Below are 14,864 nucleotides of genomic sequence, written 5' to 3' on the forward strand. Positions count from 1 at the left end.
AATTTTAATTGAAATAAAAAAAGCATCTTGATTTTTCAAGATGCTTTTTTTTATGCTTTATAGGTTTTAAGAATTAGATAAATCATTAGTAATTCTTTCTTCGGTAGGTCTTAGAAAAAGAAGATAAACAATGAGAAGGATTCCGAATATAATAAATTCGGGTTTAATGAATAATATCAAGAAAGCGGCGCCTTCAAGAACTGCCCATCGCATAATGGAAGCAGTTTGATAAATAGGCAGTTTGTCTTCAAGTTTTAATTTCGGATCAATCTGTTTTAATTGTGCTTTGAATAAGATGCTGCTCAAAACAAAGGCAAGAACAGGAATAATAAGATATAGTATTGAATTTGAATCAATAGCAGGAATATTTAGTGTTTCTAAAGAAATATTTCCTATAATGAAATATGCGATAATCGTCCCAGCGCAAATGCCAAGATGGATGATTTGTAAAGTCTTGATTTTTTCTGTCATAATTTGGTTTAGATTTGAGGTTGATTATGCAAGTTAACGCTATTATTTTCAAATAAATAATTTAGGTGCTTGATTTTCATTAAGGTATGGATGCAAACAAAAAAAAGACACTATAATTAGTGTCTTTTAAATGTAAATAATCGCTGTAAACTCGGGTTATATTTCTACCGGTTCATCAACAGATTTTATAGTTGAATTAATAATAGACAAAGTAAGCGGATCGGTTTCTCCAGAAAAGAAAGCATCCAGAATTTCTTGAAATATCGGATTTGCATTTTCTACCAAAGAGAATAAAGTCATGCAAGAACGCAATTTTCGGGCATCTAAATCGCCAAAAATCCCATCAGCAGATTTCATTTTAAAGGTTAATAGCAATTCTGAAATTTCAATTAAATGTTTTCCTAAAATAGGATGTTCCAAATAATGTGTAGCTTCTTTTAAATCGTTAATGGCATAAAGATTTGCAGTATCACTTTTACCCAATCCTTTAATTTGAGGAAAAATAAACCACATCCAATGCGTCTCTTTTTTCCCTTTTCCGATTTCAGAAAGAGCAGTAAGATAAAGTTTGTTCTGCGCATCTAAGAAGCGCGCTAAATCGTTGTTTGAATAAGCCATTACGGTATTATATTTTTTTAAAAGGTTGCAAAAATAGTAAAAAAGGAAGGTTCAGCCTAATAAAACATTCATACAATCAGTATTTTAACTTTTTTCGACAGAATTTTCCTCGTAGAGATTGAGCTAATAAATCAGCTAGTTTTTAGTTCTGAATGCATTACGTATTACGTTGCGTTTGCCTAAATGTTAAATTTATTCTGGGCAAAACTTTGCGTGCTGTTTTGGGTACATGATGCTGCCAAAAGCTATTCGTAGTTCCTGCCATTAGTAAGAAAGAACCATGATGAAGCGGAATTTCTACTAGCGGAATATCCTTTCTGAATTTGTGGCGAAGTTTGAACATTCGGGTTTCTCCAAAAGTGACAGATGCTATAACTGGATCTTTACCGCACTTGTCTTCTCGGTCGCTGTGCCAGCCAACGCCATCTTTTCCGTTTCGGTATAAATTTAACAGAAGACTGTTAAAATCAAGCTGTGTTTCTTTCTCTACACGACTTCTTATCTTTAACAATTCATACGTCCAATCTGGTCCGTTTGGATCAGCTCCTGCATTATCTTTATCTTCATACCAGGCAATCATTCTAGGAACAGTATAGGTTTTATCATAAATTTCCATTTCATATTCTCTCCATTTGGTCTTGCGAAGTATCCTTTCATAAAAAGAATCTGATTCTTCTTTGCTGAAGAAATTTTCAATCAGAATTAATTCGCAATCTGGAAGATCAAATATTTTTTTACCTCCGTGTCCAGTGGTAAATAATTCGGTGTCGCTAAATAGTGTCATAATTTTGATTTTTACAGCTCTATTTTTCTCTAATTTGATTTTAGACCAAGAAATGTTTTTTAAAGAATACTTTTCTAGGATGCTTTTCTGCATAAGAAAAAATCAATTGCTCTATATATTGGTTGCTTTTGTAAGGTGTAACATAGTTTTTTACATCCAAAGGCTCGTGAATCGAAACATCTGAAGGAAGATATCCCATACCATAAAAATGCCCATTTTCAATCCAAATGCAGCTGCGTTCTTCTTTTGATTTTCCTTTGTCAATAATGGCAAAAGTAGGCCTGTTGTTTAACAGATAATCAATGGCGTTATCGACTTGTGCATTATGCATTATGACATCAGGCAGACTTTGCACATTATTATTGTAGAAAAATTCTCCTTCTTCAGATCTTGAATATTTACAGAAGCGATGATCAATTCCAAAACGTTCAGCTAGACTTCGAAGCAAATTAATGCCTTCATGCAAACTGCTAAATTCATGAATGCAAACCTGAAATTTACTCACTTTTCCAATGGCAAGATATTTATAGCCATTTCGCGCTTCGTATTGATAAATGCCAAATTTAGCTTCAAAACGCTTTAAAGCTCTATTATAAGTTGGCCAGAGTTTTTTGATTTCGGTACATTCTAAAAGAAGTGCCATTAATTCGGTAGCGCAGACTTCAAAAGAGATTCCGTGAATATCCCTTAAAAAATGCTGTCTTTGCGGATTGATGTTGTTTCCTGTAAAATGTGATGTTACTCGTTTTTTTAAATTAATTGCCTTTCCAACATAAATCACTTTTTTTGCCTGATTATAAAAATAATACACGCCTGGTTTATCTGGCAGATTATTAAAATCATCTGGCGGAAGGTTAGGAGGCAAGCGCTGATCTTGTGCTGTTTTCTTGATCATTTTTTCTATTTCTCCAGCATCATCCCATTCTAATAAAAGAGAAAACAATAAGGCAGTAGCATCTGCATCTCCGCCCGCGCGGTGTCGGTTTTCTAAATTGATATTTAAAGAATTGCAAAGATTTCCTAAACTGTAAGAACCCAATCCAGGTTTGATTTTTCTGGCTGCACGAACGGTACAAAGTTTTTTAGCAGACCACTTAAAACCTGCCTGTTCCAGCTGATGATGAACGAATGAGTAATCGAAGTTAACATTGTGAGCAACGAAAATACGGTCAGTAAGCATTTCTAATACTTTTTCTGAAATATCATCAAAGATTGGTGCATTGGCAACCATTTCGTTATTAATACCTGTCAATCCAAAAATAGAAGGAGGAATGTCCTGTTGAGGATTTACAAGTGTTTCGTAACGATCCAGCACATTTTTGCCATCATGAATAATGATCGCAATTTCTGTAATGCGGCTGCCACTGGCATTTCCGCCTGTGGTTTCAATATCGACTATAGCATATTCCGTATTTTTCATCTTTATATAACGTAAGTTGTTCTTTAGTTATTTAAAATTTAACACATAGGTTAAAGTTAAAATGGCGTCTCTACAAGCTAAAAATTATCTCTCTATGTGTTAAATTGGGATACTCATTTAAAATTTCATTCGATGCCTTGGCAGATTAATTTCATGTCCTTGCGGATAAGGCTTTCTGTGCGTAAGGCTTATATCTTCTTTAATTTGATTCTGTGTTTTATATTGGTCTTTCGAATCCATATAACGGGGATCTGGAATAAAAGGCATTTTGGCCATTTTGGTTATTGTAATAGTTGGAAAATGATAATCGACTTCAACATTTCCTAATAATAGATAACAGCCGCCGCCCTGAAAAGGGTATTCTGCCAGACTATCAGGAAAATGTGCTGTATCAAAATAAGTTCCTTCATAATCGATCCAAGTTCCAAAATACATAGATCCCTTTTTTGTTGGCACATGTTTTCTAGAAATTAAATAAGCTAGCATTTTTACTTGTCTTTTATGGTATTTCACTAAATCTTTAGCCATTATATTGCCACGATATTTGGTCTGTAAAAGATCAAAAACGGTACAGGAAACAGGAAAACTCAACAATTCGATTTCGTCAAAAGCATCTTCAAAAACAGAGCGTTCCAATGTTGGAAGTTTGTATTCTTTGACAGGCTCTTGTAAAAGTTTTAGATTTCTATTTTCGGGTTTAAAATTGTTTAAAAGCAAACTGGCGCTTATCAAAAGCTGATTTTTTGTTTTTCCTGTAAAACGAAATGCACCAATGAAAATCAGAACTTTAACGCCTTCAATTCCTATTGGAATCCGATTTATGAAATCTTCCAAAGAAAGATATTCGCCATTTTTTCCTCTTTCCGATTCGATTAAATGTGCAATTTTGGATTCCAGACTTTGAATGTGCATAAAACCAAGGTAAATATCAGTGCCGTACAAAGTAGTCTGATATTCGCTTTTATTAACACACGGATTATGAATTGTTCCGCCAGACATTCTCGCTTCGTGCACATAAACTTCGGTTCTATAAAATCCGCCTTGATTGTTGATTACGGCTGTCATAAATTCAACAGGATAATTAACTTTCAAATACAAACTTTGATAACTTTCAACAGCATAAGAAGCCGAGTGTGCTTTACAGAAAGAATAACCCGCAAAAGATTCAATCTGACGATAAATTTCCTGACTTAATGCTAATGGATGACCTTTTTGAGCACAACTGGCAAAGAAATTATCTTTTACTTTCTGTAAGGCTTCCAAAGATCTTCCTTTTCCAGACATGGCACGTCGCAAAATATCACCGTCAGGAGCGGGAAGTCCGCCATAATGCTGGGCGATTTTAATTACATCTTCCTGATACACCATAATGCCGTACGTTTCACCAAGATGTTCTTTGAAAACCTCATGAAAATATTCAAACTGATTTGGATTATTATGACGAAAAATATATTCTTTCATCATTCCCGATTGTGCAACGCCGGGACGAATGATAGACGATGCTGCGACGAGAATTTTATAATTGTCACAATTTAAACGACGCAGTAAACCGCGCATAGCGGGACTTTCAATATAAAAACAGCCAATTGTATCTCCTTTTGCTAAATATGAATTGCAAACAGCTTCGTCTTTAGAAATCGAAGTGTCACGAATGTTAACTTTTATACCCCGATTTTTTTCAATCAGTTTTACACTGTCATCAATATGTCCGATACCACGTTGACTTAGAATATCGAATTTATCAAAACCGATTTCTTCGGCAATATGCATATCAAAAAGTACAATTGGAAAACCTTTTGGAGGCATTTCGAGAGGAGTATAATTGGTAATCGGTTCTTCAGAAATTAGAATTCCACACGCATGCATGCTTCGCTGATTAGGATATTTACCCATCATTTGTCCGTATTCCTGAACCAGTCTTACTATTTTATTGGTTGGATGAAGTTCTTCTGGATTTTTTGCCAGAAGATCTAATTCTTCTTTCGGAAGGCCAAAAACTTTTCCGACTTCTCTAAAAATAGAACGGTATTTGAATTCGACATTCGTACCGCAGAAAGCAACATGATCTTTACCATATTTCTCGAAGATGTATTCTAAAATTACATTGCGTTCCTGCCAGCTCCAGTCGATATCAAAATCTGGTGGCGTTTTTCGGTTTAAGTTTAGAAAACGTTCAAAATATAAATCTAATTCGATAGGGCAGATATCTGTAATTCCCAAACAATAAGCAATAATACTGTTGGCACCACTTCCGCGACCAATGTGCATAAAACCTTGGCTATTACTATATTGAATAATATCCCAAGTAATTAAAAAATAACCGCTGAATTCTAATTCGTCAATTACTTTCAATTCTTTTTCCACACGAGCTTTTGCTTCAATATTTTCGTTTCCGTACCGTTTTTCAAATCCTTCCCAAGCCAATTCGGTCAATTTTTCTAAATCTTGCTGACGGTTTTGAGTATAGAACTTTTTATTTCTTTTAGCCGAAAAGTCATATTGAAAATTACAATCGTCAATGATACGCTGTGTATTCAAAATGATTTCAGGATATTTTTCATAGAATGGCAGAATAGATTCTACAGGTTTCATCACATCAGAAACTTTACAATAATCAGCTTCTGTAAGTTTTGATAAAATAATATTCGTATCAATAGCACGAAGAACTTTATGCAGATTGTATTCTTTTTTAGTTCTAAAAGTTACAGGCTGCAAAATCACCATTTTGGAGATTTTATTTTTATGTTTTGAAGTCAGAAGACCCGAAATTTCTTCAGGACGAACTCCGATAAATTCATTTTCAAAAAGCTTTTCAGGAGCATTTTCTAAAGTATATATAACAAAAGCCGATTTGAATTGAACGCGCAAAGGCAAACTTTCTCCACTAAAATTATATTCTGTTAAAAAACGATTCATTTCGGCTAAACCTTCAGCATTTTGCGCCAGACCAATATATCGGAATTCATGATTGCATCGAAATTCCATTCCCACCAAAGGTTTAATTTCTTTTTCCTGACAAGCTTTTATAAAATCGTAAATTCCGGTAACAGTGTTAATATCTGTTAATGCCATTGCTTTTATACCGCACGAAACAGCTTCGTCAATCAATTCCTTAAGCGGAATCGTGCCGTAACGCAATGAATGATATGAATGGCAATTAAGATACATTATTTGATACGTTTTAAGATTTCGTCTTTAGTATTCGGTTTGAAATGGGCTCCAGCACAGCGCATTACGGCATCAAAACCGTAACGGTTTTTCATTTTATCCATAGCGGCATAAAGCGCAAGCATTTCTTGAGTATCTTCAAAAAGATCAATTTGATACGTTCCGCGAACCAATCCGCTAAAGCGAACGCCAATCAAACGAAGACGCATGCGGCGCTGGTAAACTTTCTCAAAAAGTTCTATTACATTTTTAGTCAGAACATGATCGGCAGAGGTATAAGCCACTCTACATTGTTTAGTTTCGGTATCAAAATTGGCATAACGAATTTTAACCGTAACAGTTGAAGTCAGCCATTGTTCTGCACGAAGCTGAAAAGCCAGTTTTTCGACCATTCCTAATAATATTCTTCTGAGTTTTGTAAGATCAATTGTGTCTTGAGAGAAAGTATGTTCTGTCGAAATGGATTTTCTTTCGCTGTAAGGCTCTACAGGCGTATGATCAATTCCGTTAGCTTTTTTCCAAAGTTCTATACCATTTTTACCTATCATTTGCTGTAAAACCTCAACAGGCATTTCGGCTAAAGTCTGAATTTTACGAACGCCAATTCGAGATAAAAGCTGAAAAGTCACAGCTCCCACCATTGGTATTTTTTGAATTGAAAGCGGATTTAAAAATGTTTGCACTTTATGTTCCGGAATTTCAAGATTTCCTTTTGGTTTGCCTTCCCCAGTAGCAATTTTAGAAACTGTTTTATTAATAGACAATGAAAAGCTAATAGGAAGTCCAGTTTCTTTAATTACTTTTTGTGCCAGTTCGTTTGTCCATTTATAACTTCCGTGAAAGCGATCCATTCCAGTAATATCCAAATAAAATTCGTCGACACTGGCTTTTTCTAAAACAGGCGCTTTTTCCTGAAGAATTTCGGTAACATCATGAGACAATTGCGAATATAATTCCATGTCGCCTTTCATCACTTTTGCGTCTGGACAAAGTTTTAATGCCATACGAATCGGCATGGCAGAACGGACTCCAAATTTGCGAGCTTCATACGAACAAGATGCCACAACGCCTCGGTCGCCTCCGCCAATAATAAGCGGAATTCCGTTGAGTTCTGAGTTGGTGCGTCTTTCACAGGATACAAAAAAGGTATCCAAATCCATATGTACAATTGCCCGTGCCATTTTTTCCTTTTGTTTTTGTATGAAACAAAATTAGCACAGATTAGAACATTTTTAGTATATTTGCTGTTCCAAATTATAACAAATTAATTATGTCCTTATTTTCAGACAACATCAGAGCATTAAGGGTTAAGCATAAAATATCACAAGAAAAATTAGCTGAAAACCTTAGCATTACAAGAGGAAGATACGTGAAATACGAAGATGGAACTTCGGAAGCGCCGTATGACATTTTAAAGAAAATTGCATTATATTTTCATATGAGTATTGACTTGATATTATCTGTCGATATACGTAAAATTGATGTGCAAAATTTGATAAAACTAGAAGGCAATCGACTTATTTTGCCAATTCAAGTGGATAGTTTTGGAGAAAATTATATCGAAATTGTATCTCAAAAAGCAAAAGCCGGTTACCTCAACGGATATGCTGATCCAGAATATATCGAAAGTTTACAGCAGATTACACTTCCGTTTTTAGGCCCTGGAAAACACCGCGGATTTCCAGTTGAAGGCGATTCAATGCCTCCACACGAAGATGGTTCCATTATTATTGGCCGTTACGTAGAAAAGCTGGGAGAGGTTATGGATGGCAAAACCTATATTTTGATTACTAAGAATGAAGGAATAGTATATAAACGTCTCAATAAAAACAAAAAGAATAGTTTGGTTTTAGAATCTGATAACAGTTTTTATCCAAATTATGAAGTGAAAGCTTCTGAAATTTTGGAAATTTGGGAATACGAATGTAACATTGGCCGTTCGGATAAAAAACAAGAAACGACAGAAACGGGTGCAATGAAAGATTTGCTTTTAGAATTGAAAAGAGAAGTTCGAGAGATTAAGAATAATACTTCTAATACATAAAAAAGAGTTTTTGCCACGAAGGCACTAAGACACAAAGCTATTCAAAAAAAGATAAATAAACTTTGTGTCTTAGTGCCTTTGTGGCAAAAAAAACTAAAAAACTTTCGCAAAACCCAATCCATATTGCTGTCCATTATAAAAAGGCATAATCATAGAGGTTGATTTGTTTTCAGAATCTGACTTGAATAATTTTTTAGTGATATAAGGATTGATCCAATAAGCGATTTTGGTACTCAAAATTCCAATTCCCGCTCCAGCCGCAACATCAGTCAACCAATGGCGATTGTTGTAAATTCTAAAAAGTCCGGTTCCTGTTGCAACGGCATAACCTGCAATTCCGTACCAAATCGATTTGTCTTTATATTCTTGATATAAAAATTCGGCTCCAGCAAAAGCAGTTGCAGTATGTCCAGAAGGGAAGGAGTTGTTTGAACTTCCATCAGGCCTTTCTTCATGTACAATAGATTTTAAGCTCAAAACAGTCGTTGCCATAATAATATACGAAGTTGCAAATATGACCGAACGATCACGCATATTATTTTTCCCTTCTACGCCAAAAGCATTCAAAGCATAAACAGATGCTGCAGGTGCGTATTGAGAGAAGTCATCAATTGTAATTTTTTCGTCAATGTCTTCTTTAACTTCTGCTCTTATCTGGCGATTGAAGCTTAAAAGTTGATCATTTCCAATTCCAATTACGCCGTACCCAATCAAAACTGATGGAATAATTAGCTGTTTGTAATTGAATTTCAAATTATTTGACGTGCTGTCAATTTTTGCAATGGAATCATTTTGCTGCGCATTAGCAGAAAATAATACGAACAGGAATACGAGGGAAATCGTTTTGCGGAACATTGTTTTTGGTGTTATGTTTTGCAATAGTAACGAATGTTTAAGTCTGGTATTTTGAACTTAATTGAACCTTAAGTGAATATTAATTAATAGATGCCGTTTGTGCCATTTAATATTAAACTCAATAATAAAAATATTATATTTTAAAGAAAAAACATAAGAATTGTTTTATTTTTTTTTATACTTTCAAAGAAAACCAAAATGTACTTCCCAATCCTAAATTACTCTCAACCCCAACACTTCCGTTTTGTGCTTCAATAAACTCTTTGCTAATCGCTAACCCCAATCCAGTTCCAGATTTCTGACTGCCTGGAACTTGAAAATATTTATCAAAAACCTTGTCTTTGTATCTTGCATCAATTCCTTTTCCAGTATCTATAACCTGAAAAACCATTTGATTATTCTCTTCTTTTAGTTTAATAAGAATCGTACTTTTTTCAGATGAATATCTAATGGCATTTGATAAATAGTTAATTAAAACCCAGCCTGTTTTTTCGGCATCGGCTTTTACGTTTTTGAGATTTTCATCGGCATCAACAACTAACTGAATCTGTTTTTGATCTGCTTGAACTTTTACAGCTTCTACAGCATATTTTACAATTTCATGTGGATTGCTTTTCCCAATATTCAACTGAATATTTCCCGTTTCCAATTGCGATAAATTGAGCAATTCGCCTGTAATTTTCAACAATCGCTGACTATCTTCTTTTATGCTTTCAACCAATTGTTTCTGATCGTCGTTCATATCGCCCGTTTTTCCATTTTCAAGCAATTGAAGACTTAGTTTTATAGAAGCAATCGGCGTTTTTAATTCGTGCGAAACGGTGGCAATAAAATTAGTTTTAGCAAAATCCAGTTCTTTAAAAAGCGTAATATTTCGAAGAATAATGACATCGCCAATATTAATTTCTTTTTCTTCGCCCGTTGGCGTTATCGTGATATTATGAATTTCTTTTTCGAAATAACTTTCTTTTCCGTGAGCAAAAATTTTGAGAGGTTGTTTTTTCGGAGTTTCACTTTCTTTCAGAATCAAAGAACGAATCAAATCATTAGAAATTGCCAATTCAGATGCTGGTTTTCCAATAATATCTTCCGATTTTAGACCAATAATTTTCAGTGCTTCATCATTCACAAACAAAACAATTCCTTCATTATCCAAACCAATAATAGGATCGTTCATATTATTAATCAAGGTTTCCAGTCGCTTTTTTTCAAATAGAAGTTTATAAACATTGCTGTCATGATATTCTTCAAGCTTTTGCGCCATTGTATTGAAAGATTTTGCAAGATCTCCAAATTCGCTATGACTTGTAAAATGAACACGTTCGGAATAATTTTTATTGGCAATTTCCTTAATGCTCAGTGTTAATTCTTTAATCGGATTGGCAATATTATTCGGAAGATTAACCAATAAATTAAAAGCAATCAGAAAGCATAAACTCCCTACAATGGCAATCGATAAATTAGCCGTTTCAGCCGAATGTTTAGCAATGTCACTTTTCTGTTTTATGGCATCCAGATTCAGCTTCATAATCGCAAAAATATTCTGACGAATCTGTGTTTTTACAGTTTCGTTGGAGTTGTTTTTGTCTAAAAGGGCAAAACTGGCTTTAAGCTTTTCGGTAGCTTGTTTTTCGCCTGGTTCCGTAATATTTTGGGTCTGCTTTTCGAGATTCTCCTCAAAACTCTGAATCGTTTCTTTTGAACCGGATTTCATTTCGTCCAAAGCCAAAATCATATTTCTGGAATATTCCAGCGTATTGTAATTGGATTTCAAAATATTTTCAGTGTCCTGCTTAATCAAAAAAACAGAATAAGCACTCACTAACGAGAGAATGATGATCATTAAAAATAACAATCCAACACCCAGATTCAATTTGGTTTTAATTCTCATTTTATAAAACATTTAGTTTTTTTTGAACCATATAAGTTATATAAGAAAATGTTAGTTTTTTGAACCGCAAAGGGCGCAAAGGTTTCGCAAAGTTCGCTAGATTTTTTGCTCGCAAAGTCGCAAGGACGCAAAGTTTTTTAATTTAATCTTTGTGTGCTTTGCACAAAACTTTGCGTCCTTTGCGGTTAAATTAAGCAGCCTCGTTTAAATGAACTGATATAACTTATATGGTTTAAAAATTTTTCACGACAGAATAACAAGATCTACATTTGATAAAGACAATTTGTTTAGCAAACGTCTGAAAATTGTTGTAGACAAAATTACTTTAAACAAATTAAAATGCGGTTTTCCGATGCACACAGTTGTAATTTGTTTTTCTTCTACCGTTGTCAAAATAGCATTTGTAATATTTGAATTTTCCAATTTAATAACCTCTGCGCCCAATTGTACAGCGAGTTTAAAGTTATTAATTAAATGTCTTTGTTTATCAAGTGCAATTCTTGTACTACTTTCTTTAGGAGTTTCTACATACAAAACATACCAAGAGCCGTTGTAATAACTTGCCAATCGAGCGGCTTTTCTAATAATGATTTTAGCAGTTTTTTCATTACTGCTAATGCAAGCCAACAATTTTTCATGCCGTAAAGCGTGCAAATTCGGGACTTCGCTTTCTACTTTACGAACCACCTGACTAGCCACTTCTTTCAATGCCAATTCACGCAATTGCAGAATCTGTTCCGATTTAAAAAAATTAGCCAAAGCAGTCGGAATTTTATCTGACGTATAAATTTTTCCTTCTTTTAAACGCGCAATTAAATCTTCTGAAGTCAGATCGATATTTACGACTTCATCTGCCAGACGCAGAACATTATCAGGAATTCGCTCCTGAACATCAATATTTGTGATTCGTTTTACATCTTCGTTTAAACTTTCAATATGCTGAATATTCACAGCTGAAATCACATTAATTCCAGCGTCTAAAATCTCCAAAACATCCTGCCAGCGTTTTTCGTTTTTGCTTCCTTCAACGTTTGTATGCGCCAATTCATCAACAATAACCACTTCTGGTCTAAGGTTGATGATTGCTTGAACGTCGAGTTCTTCGAGTTCTTTTCCTTTATAAAAAATAGTCCGCCTCGGGATAATTGGCAAACCCGCCAATAACTCATGTGTTTCCTTCCGCATATGCGTTTCGATGTAGCCGATTTTGACATCGATTCCGTTTTTCAATAACGAATGCGCTTCCTGAAGCATACGAAAAGTTTTGCCCACACCGGCACTCATTCCAATGTAGATTTTAAATTTCCCTTTCCGTGATTTCTGAATCAAGTCCAGAAAATGCTGTGCGTTATTTTCGTTTTCTTCTTTCATGTTTTTTTGCCACGAAGGCGCTAAGTCACAAAGTTTTTATTTTTTTTAGCCACGAATTCACGAATTTTTATTTGAATTAATTCGTGAATTCGTGGCGAATAAATTAGCACAAAGAAAAATCCTTTTAATCTGCGTAATCTGTGGCAAGAAAATTTTCCTAGAAACTAATTGCCAAAGAAGTTGTCACAAAGGTATTTGTATCTGTTGGCTGATTATTTTTGGTAAAAATTTCATCTTTGCTAGATAGATTTCTGGCTTCAATTCTAAACATAACATTATCAGTAACTAAGTAATCAAAGTTAGCTGAAAATCCGTAAGTTTTAAATCCGTTTGGAGTTTCAGTTGCGATAATTACACCTTTTTCATCACTGTAATATTCTCCACGTGCTGCAAGCTGAATTTTATCAGTCGGTTTGTATTGCAGAATCAAAACAGGAGAGAACCAAACATCATATTTTTCGCTTCCTTTAGCCGATTGCTGAGAACCAATATCAAAACCAGTTGTCAAATTCACTTTTTCTGCTACTTTAAATTGTCCATAAAAATTATTGAAGTAACGCCACTTTTTATCAATATCGGGCTGTTCATTTCCAATATACGTACTCCAATTCAAAATCACTCTGTCCGAAGGTTTGTATGTAACCTGCGTTCCAAAAGCAGGCGTTTGGTTTCCTTCAATTTTCTGAATTCGCTGCCAACCGTTCAAATACATGGCTGCCAAATACCATTTTCCAGAATCAGAAGTATAACCAATTTTTACTCCAGTTTCATAATAAGGAGAATTCTCTGCCAGAATGCTTCGGGTTAAATTGGCGCAATCTTTTCCAATCGCGCTTTCAAAACCAATATGCGAAGGCATTATTCCGGCATCAATCCATAAATCATGTTTTTGCGAAATCTTCACGCCAACATTCGCTTCATAAACATTCTGCAGTAAATCCTGTTCAGCCGACATATTATATTGTGCATAAGTTCCCGCCATCAGCGCCAAATTTGCTCGGACATTTCCCTTCGAATAATTCACTTTTGCCAAACCTAAATTCAGGTTCACTTCATTGCTTCGGTTATAATTATAAAAAAAGCCCGGTTTTGTATGATTCTCCGGTTTCCCGAAATCATAACTATAATAAACGTCTACATATCCAGAAAACGTAAACGGACTTTTAGATTCTTCTTGTGCATGTAAATTGCTAAAACCAAAAGCGATTAAAGCAGTAAGTATTATTTTTTTCATTTTTTGGGTATTCAATTATTTATTTAGTAGATTTTTTTAGGAGCTAATCCCGCTATCCGTTTCAATCTTTTGCTTTTTAAAGAAAAAAGCAAAAGGATTTCCACTACTATCGGGGCTAGGACATTTGGGGTAAAAAGGCGTTTTCGTTTTCGTTTTTTTCCATCTAGTTTGTCATTTCGACGGAGGAGAAATCTCCACAAGAAACTCCGTATAGAAATTCGCCAATCTTTGTTGAGCTACTTGCAGAGATCCCTCGTTCCTCGGGATGACAAACTACACGATTACTTTACGATAATAGTTGATGCCGATTCATACCTAACAGGTTTCGGAAACCTGTTAGGAAAAAAAACTTAGAATCTCAGTATCTTAGAACCTTAGCAACTTAGAGCTTTAGCGAAGCTGATCCAGCGCCACATTCAATTCCAAAACATTCACAGTTTCAGGACCAACAACAGCCGAGTTAATTTTAGATTCTACCAAAGCTTTTACTTTTGCTTCAGCCAAATTTCTTTCTTTAGCAATACGTTTCACTTGAATCAAAGCGCCTTGCGGAGAAATATTTGGATCTAAACCACTTCCTGAGGCCGTAACCATATCAGCTGGAATATCAGATTTTTTCAAATAAGGATGAACCAATAAAAGCGTATCAATTCTTTTTTGAACCAAAGCCAAATATTCAGCATTGCTTGGCCCTTTGTTGCTTCCAGCACTTCCTGCAGCGTTGTAATCTACAGCCGAAGGTCTTCCCCAGAAATAATTAGATTTATCGAACTTTTGTCCAATTTTTTGATAGCCAACAACTTTTCCGTTAACCGAAATAGTTTCTCCTTTTCCTTGGTTTGGAGCAATTTGTGCGATTCCGTAAATCGCAAGAGGATAAATAACTGCAAATAAGATTAAAGTAACGGCAGTAAGTTTTATGAGTGAAAATATAGTTTTCATTTTTTTTATTTTTAAGATTCTGAGTTGCTAAGTTTCTAAGCTGCTAAGAAAAAAAACTTAGAATCT

The 14,864-nt window shown here is 34.7% G+C and carries 12 protein-coding genes; 1 reads left to right on the plus strand and 11 read right to left on the minus strand.

Going from position 1 to position 14,864, the window contains the following annotated elements; all coding sequences use genetic code 11:
- Positions 1–66: 66 nt before the first annotated feature.
- From ACNRYB_RS09905 to dinB, 6 genes are all read right to left on the minus strand, one after another.
- Positions 67–471 (minus strand): MFS transporter, encoded by a 405-nt coding sequence (locus tag ACNRYB_RS09905; RefSeq protein WP_129746245.1) that lies wholly within the window; start codon positions 469–471, stop codon positions 67–69.
- Positions 472–627: 156 nt separating this feature from the next.
- Positions 628–1,089 (minus strand): DUF1810 domain-containing protein, encoded by a 462-nt coding sequence (locus ACNRYB_RS09910; RefSeq protein ID WP_129746244.1) that lies wholly within the window; start codon positions 1,087–1,089, stop codon positions 628–630.
- Positions 1,090–1,246: 157 nt separating this feature from the next.
- Positions 1,247–1,873: an alpha-ketoglutarate-dependent dioxygenase AlkB family protein gene (locus tag ACNRYB_RS09915; RefSeq protein ID WP_129746243.1), complete on the minus strand. Its 627-nt coding sequence runs from the start codon at positions 1,871–1,873 to the stop codon at positions 1,247–1,249.
- Between the two features lie 40 nt (positions 1,874–1,913).
- On the minus strand, positions 1,914–3,293 hold the full coding sequence (locus ACNRYB_RS09920; protein ID WP_129746242.1) for an exonuclease domain-containing protein: 1,380 nt from the start codon (positions 3,291–3,293) through the stop codon (positions 1,914–1,916).
- 117 nt (positions 3,294–3,410) lie between these two features.
- On the minus strand, positions 3,411–6,461 hold the full coding sequence (locus ACNRYB_RS09925; protein ID WP_473729955.1) for a DNA polymerase III subunit alpha: 3,051 nt from the start codon (positions 6,459–6,461) through the stop codon (positions 3,411–3,413).
- Complete coding sequence (gene dinB / locus ACNRYB_RS09930) at positions 6,461–7,642, minus strand: DNA polymerase IV (RefSeq protein WP_473729956.1); 1,182 nt, start codon at positions 7,640–7,642, stop codon at positions 6,461–6,463. The genes ACNRYB_RS09925 and dinB overlap by 1 nt, the downstream gene beginning before the upstream one ends.
- Before the next feature lie 89 nt (positions 7,643–7,731).
- Here dinB and ACNRYB_RS09935 point away from each other — a divergent pair, with 89 nt between their 5' ends.
- Entirely contained in the window at positions 7,732–8,505 is a 774-nt protein-coding gene (locus ACNRYB_RS09935; RefSeq protein WP_008466879.1) for an XRE family transcriptional regulator, read from the plus strand.
- Between the two features lie 93 nt (positions 8,506–8,598).
- Here ACNRYB_RS09935 and ACNRYB_RS09940 read toward each other — a convergent pair whose 3' ends face one another.
- From ACNRYB_RS09940 to ACNRYB_RS09960, 5 genes are all read right to left on the minus strand, one after another.
- Positions 8,599–9,360, minus strand: a complete 762-nt coding sequence (locus ACNRYB_RS09940) for a phosphatase PAP2 family protein (protein WP_129746239.1) — start codon at positions 9,358–9,360, stop codon at positions 8,599–8,601.
- Between the two features lie 175 nt (positions 9,361–9,535).
- Entirely contained in the window at positions 9,536–11,251 is a 1,716-nt protein-coding gene (locus ACNRYB_RS09945; protein WP_473729957.1) for a sensor histidine kinase, read from the minus strand.
- A gap of 243 nt (positions 11,252–11,494) precedes the next feature.
- Complete coding sequence (locus tag ACNRYB_RS09950; protein ID WP_073418160.1) at positions 11,495–12,622, minus strand: sensor protein KdpD; 1,128 nt, start codon at positions 12,620–12,622, stop codon at positions 11,495–11,497.
- A gap of 157 nt (positions 12,623–12,779) precedes the next feature.
- Positions 12,780–13,856 carry a porin gene (locus ACNRYB_RS09955; RefSeq protein ID WP_129746234.1) on the minus strand — a complete coding sequence of 359 codons (1,077 nt, stop codon included), beginning with the start codon at positions 13,854–13,856 and terminating at the stop codon, positions 12,780–12,782.
- 390 nt (positions 13,857–14,246) lie between these two features.
- Complete coding sequence (locus tag ACNRYB_RS09960) at positions 14,247–14,798, minus strand: K(+)-transporting ATPase subunit C (RefSeq protein ID WP_473729958.1); 552 nt, start codon at positions 14,796–14,798, stop codon at positions 14,247–14,249.
- Between the last annotated feature and the right edge of the window lie 66 nt (positions 14,799–14,864).

The sequence above is a fragment of the Flavobacterium sp. CR10 genome (assembly GCF_055814415.1).

What these genes read in the sequence shown, in the direction of transcription:
- ACNRYB_RS09905 (WP_129746245.1), bottom strand. Translation starts at nt 471, where the DNA reads ATGACAGAAAAAATCAAGACTTTACAAATCATCCATCTTGGCATTTGC.
- ACNRYB_RS09910 (WP_129746244.1), bottom strand. Translation starts at nt 1,089, where the DNA reads ATGGCTTATTCAAACAACGATTTAGCGCGCTTCTTAGATGCGCAGAAC.
- ACNRYB_RS09915 (WP_129746243.1), bottom strand. Translation starts at nt 1,873, where the DNA reads ATGACACTATTTAGCGACACCGAATTATTTACCACTGGACACGGAGGT.
- ACNRYB_RS09920 (WP_129746242.1), bottom strand. Translation starts at nt 3,293, where the DNA reads ATGAAAAATACGGAATATGCTATAGTCGATATTGAAACCACAGGCGGA.
- ACNRYB_RS09925 (WP_473729955.1), bottom strand. Translation starts at nt 6,461, where the DNA reads ATGTATCTTAATTGCCATTCATATCATTCATTGCGTTACGGCACGATT.
- dinB (WP_473729956.1), bottom strand. Translation starts at nt 7,642, where the DNA reads ATGGCACGGGCAATTGTACATATGGATTTGGATACCTTTTTTGTATCC.
- ACNRYB_RS09935 (WP_008466879.1), top strand. Translation starts at nt 7,732, where the DNA reads ATGTCCTTATTTTCAGACAACATCAGAGCATTAAGGGTTAAGCATAAA.
- ACNRYB_RS09940 (WP_129746239.1), bottom strand. Translation starts at nt 9,360, where the DNA reads ATGTTCCGCAAAACGATTTCCCTCGTATTCCTGTTCGTATTATTTTCT.
- ACNRYB_RS09945 (WP_473729957.1), bottom strand. Translation starts at nt 11,251, where the DNA reads ATGAGAATTAAAACCAAATTGAATCTGGGTGTTGGATTGTTATTTTTA.
- ACNRYB_RS09950 (WP_073418160.1), bottom strand. Translation starts at nt 12,622, where the DNA reads ATGAAAGAAGAAAACGAAAATAACGCACAGCATTTTCTGGACTTGATT.
- ACNRYB_RS09955 (WP_129746234.1), bottom strand. Translation starts at nt 13,856, where the DNA reads ATGAAAAAAATAATACTTACTGCTTTAATCGCTTTTGGTTTTAGCAAT.
- ACNRYB_RS09960 (WP_473729958.1), bottom strand. Translation starts at nt 14,798, where the DNA reads ATGAAAACTATATTTTCACTCATAAAACTTACTGCCGTTACTTTAATC.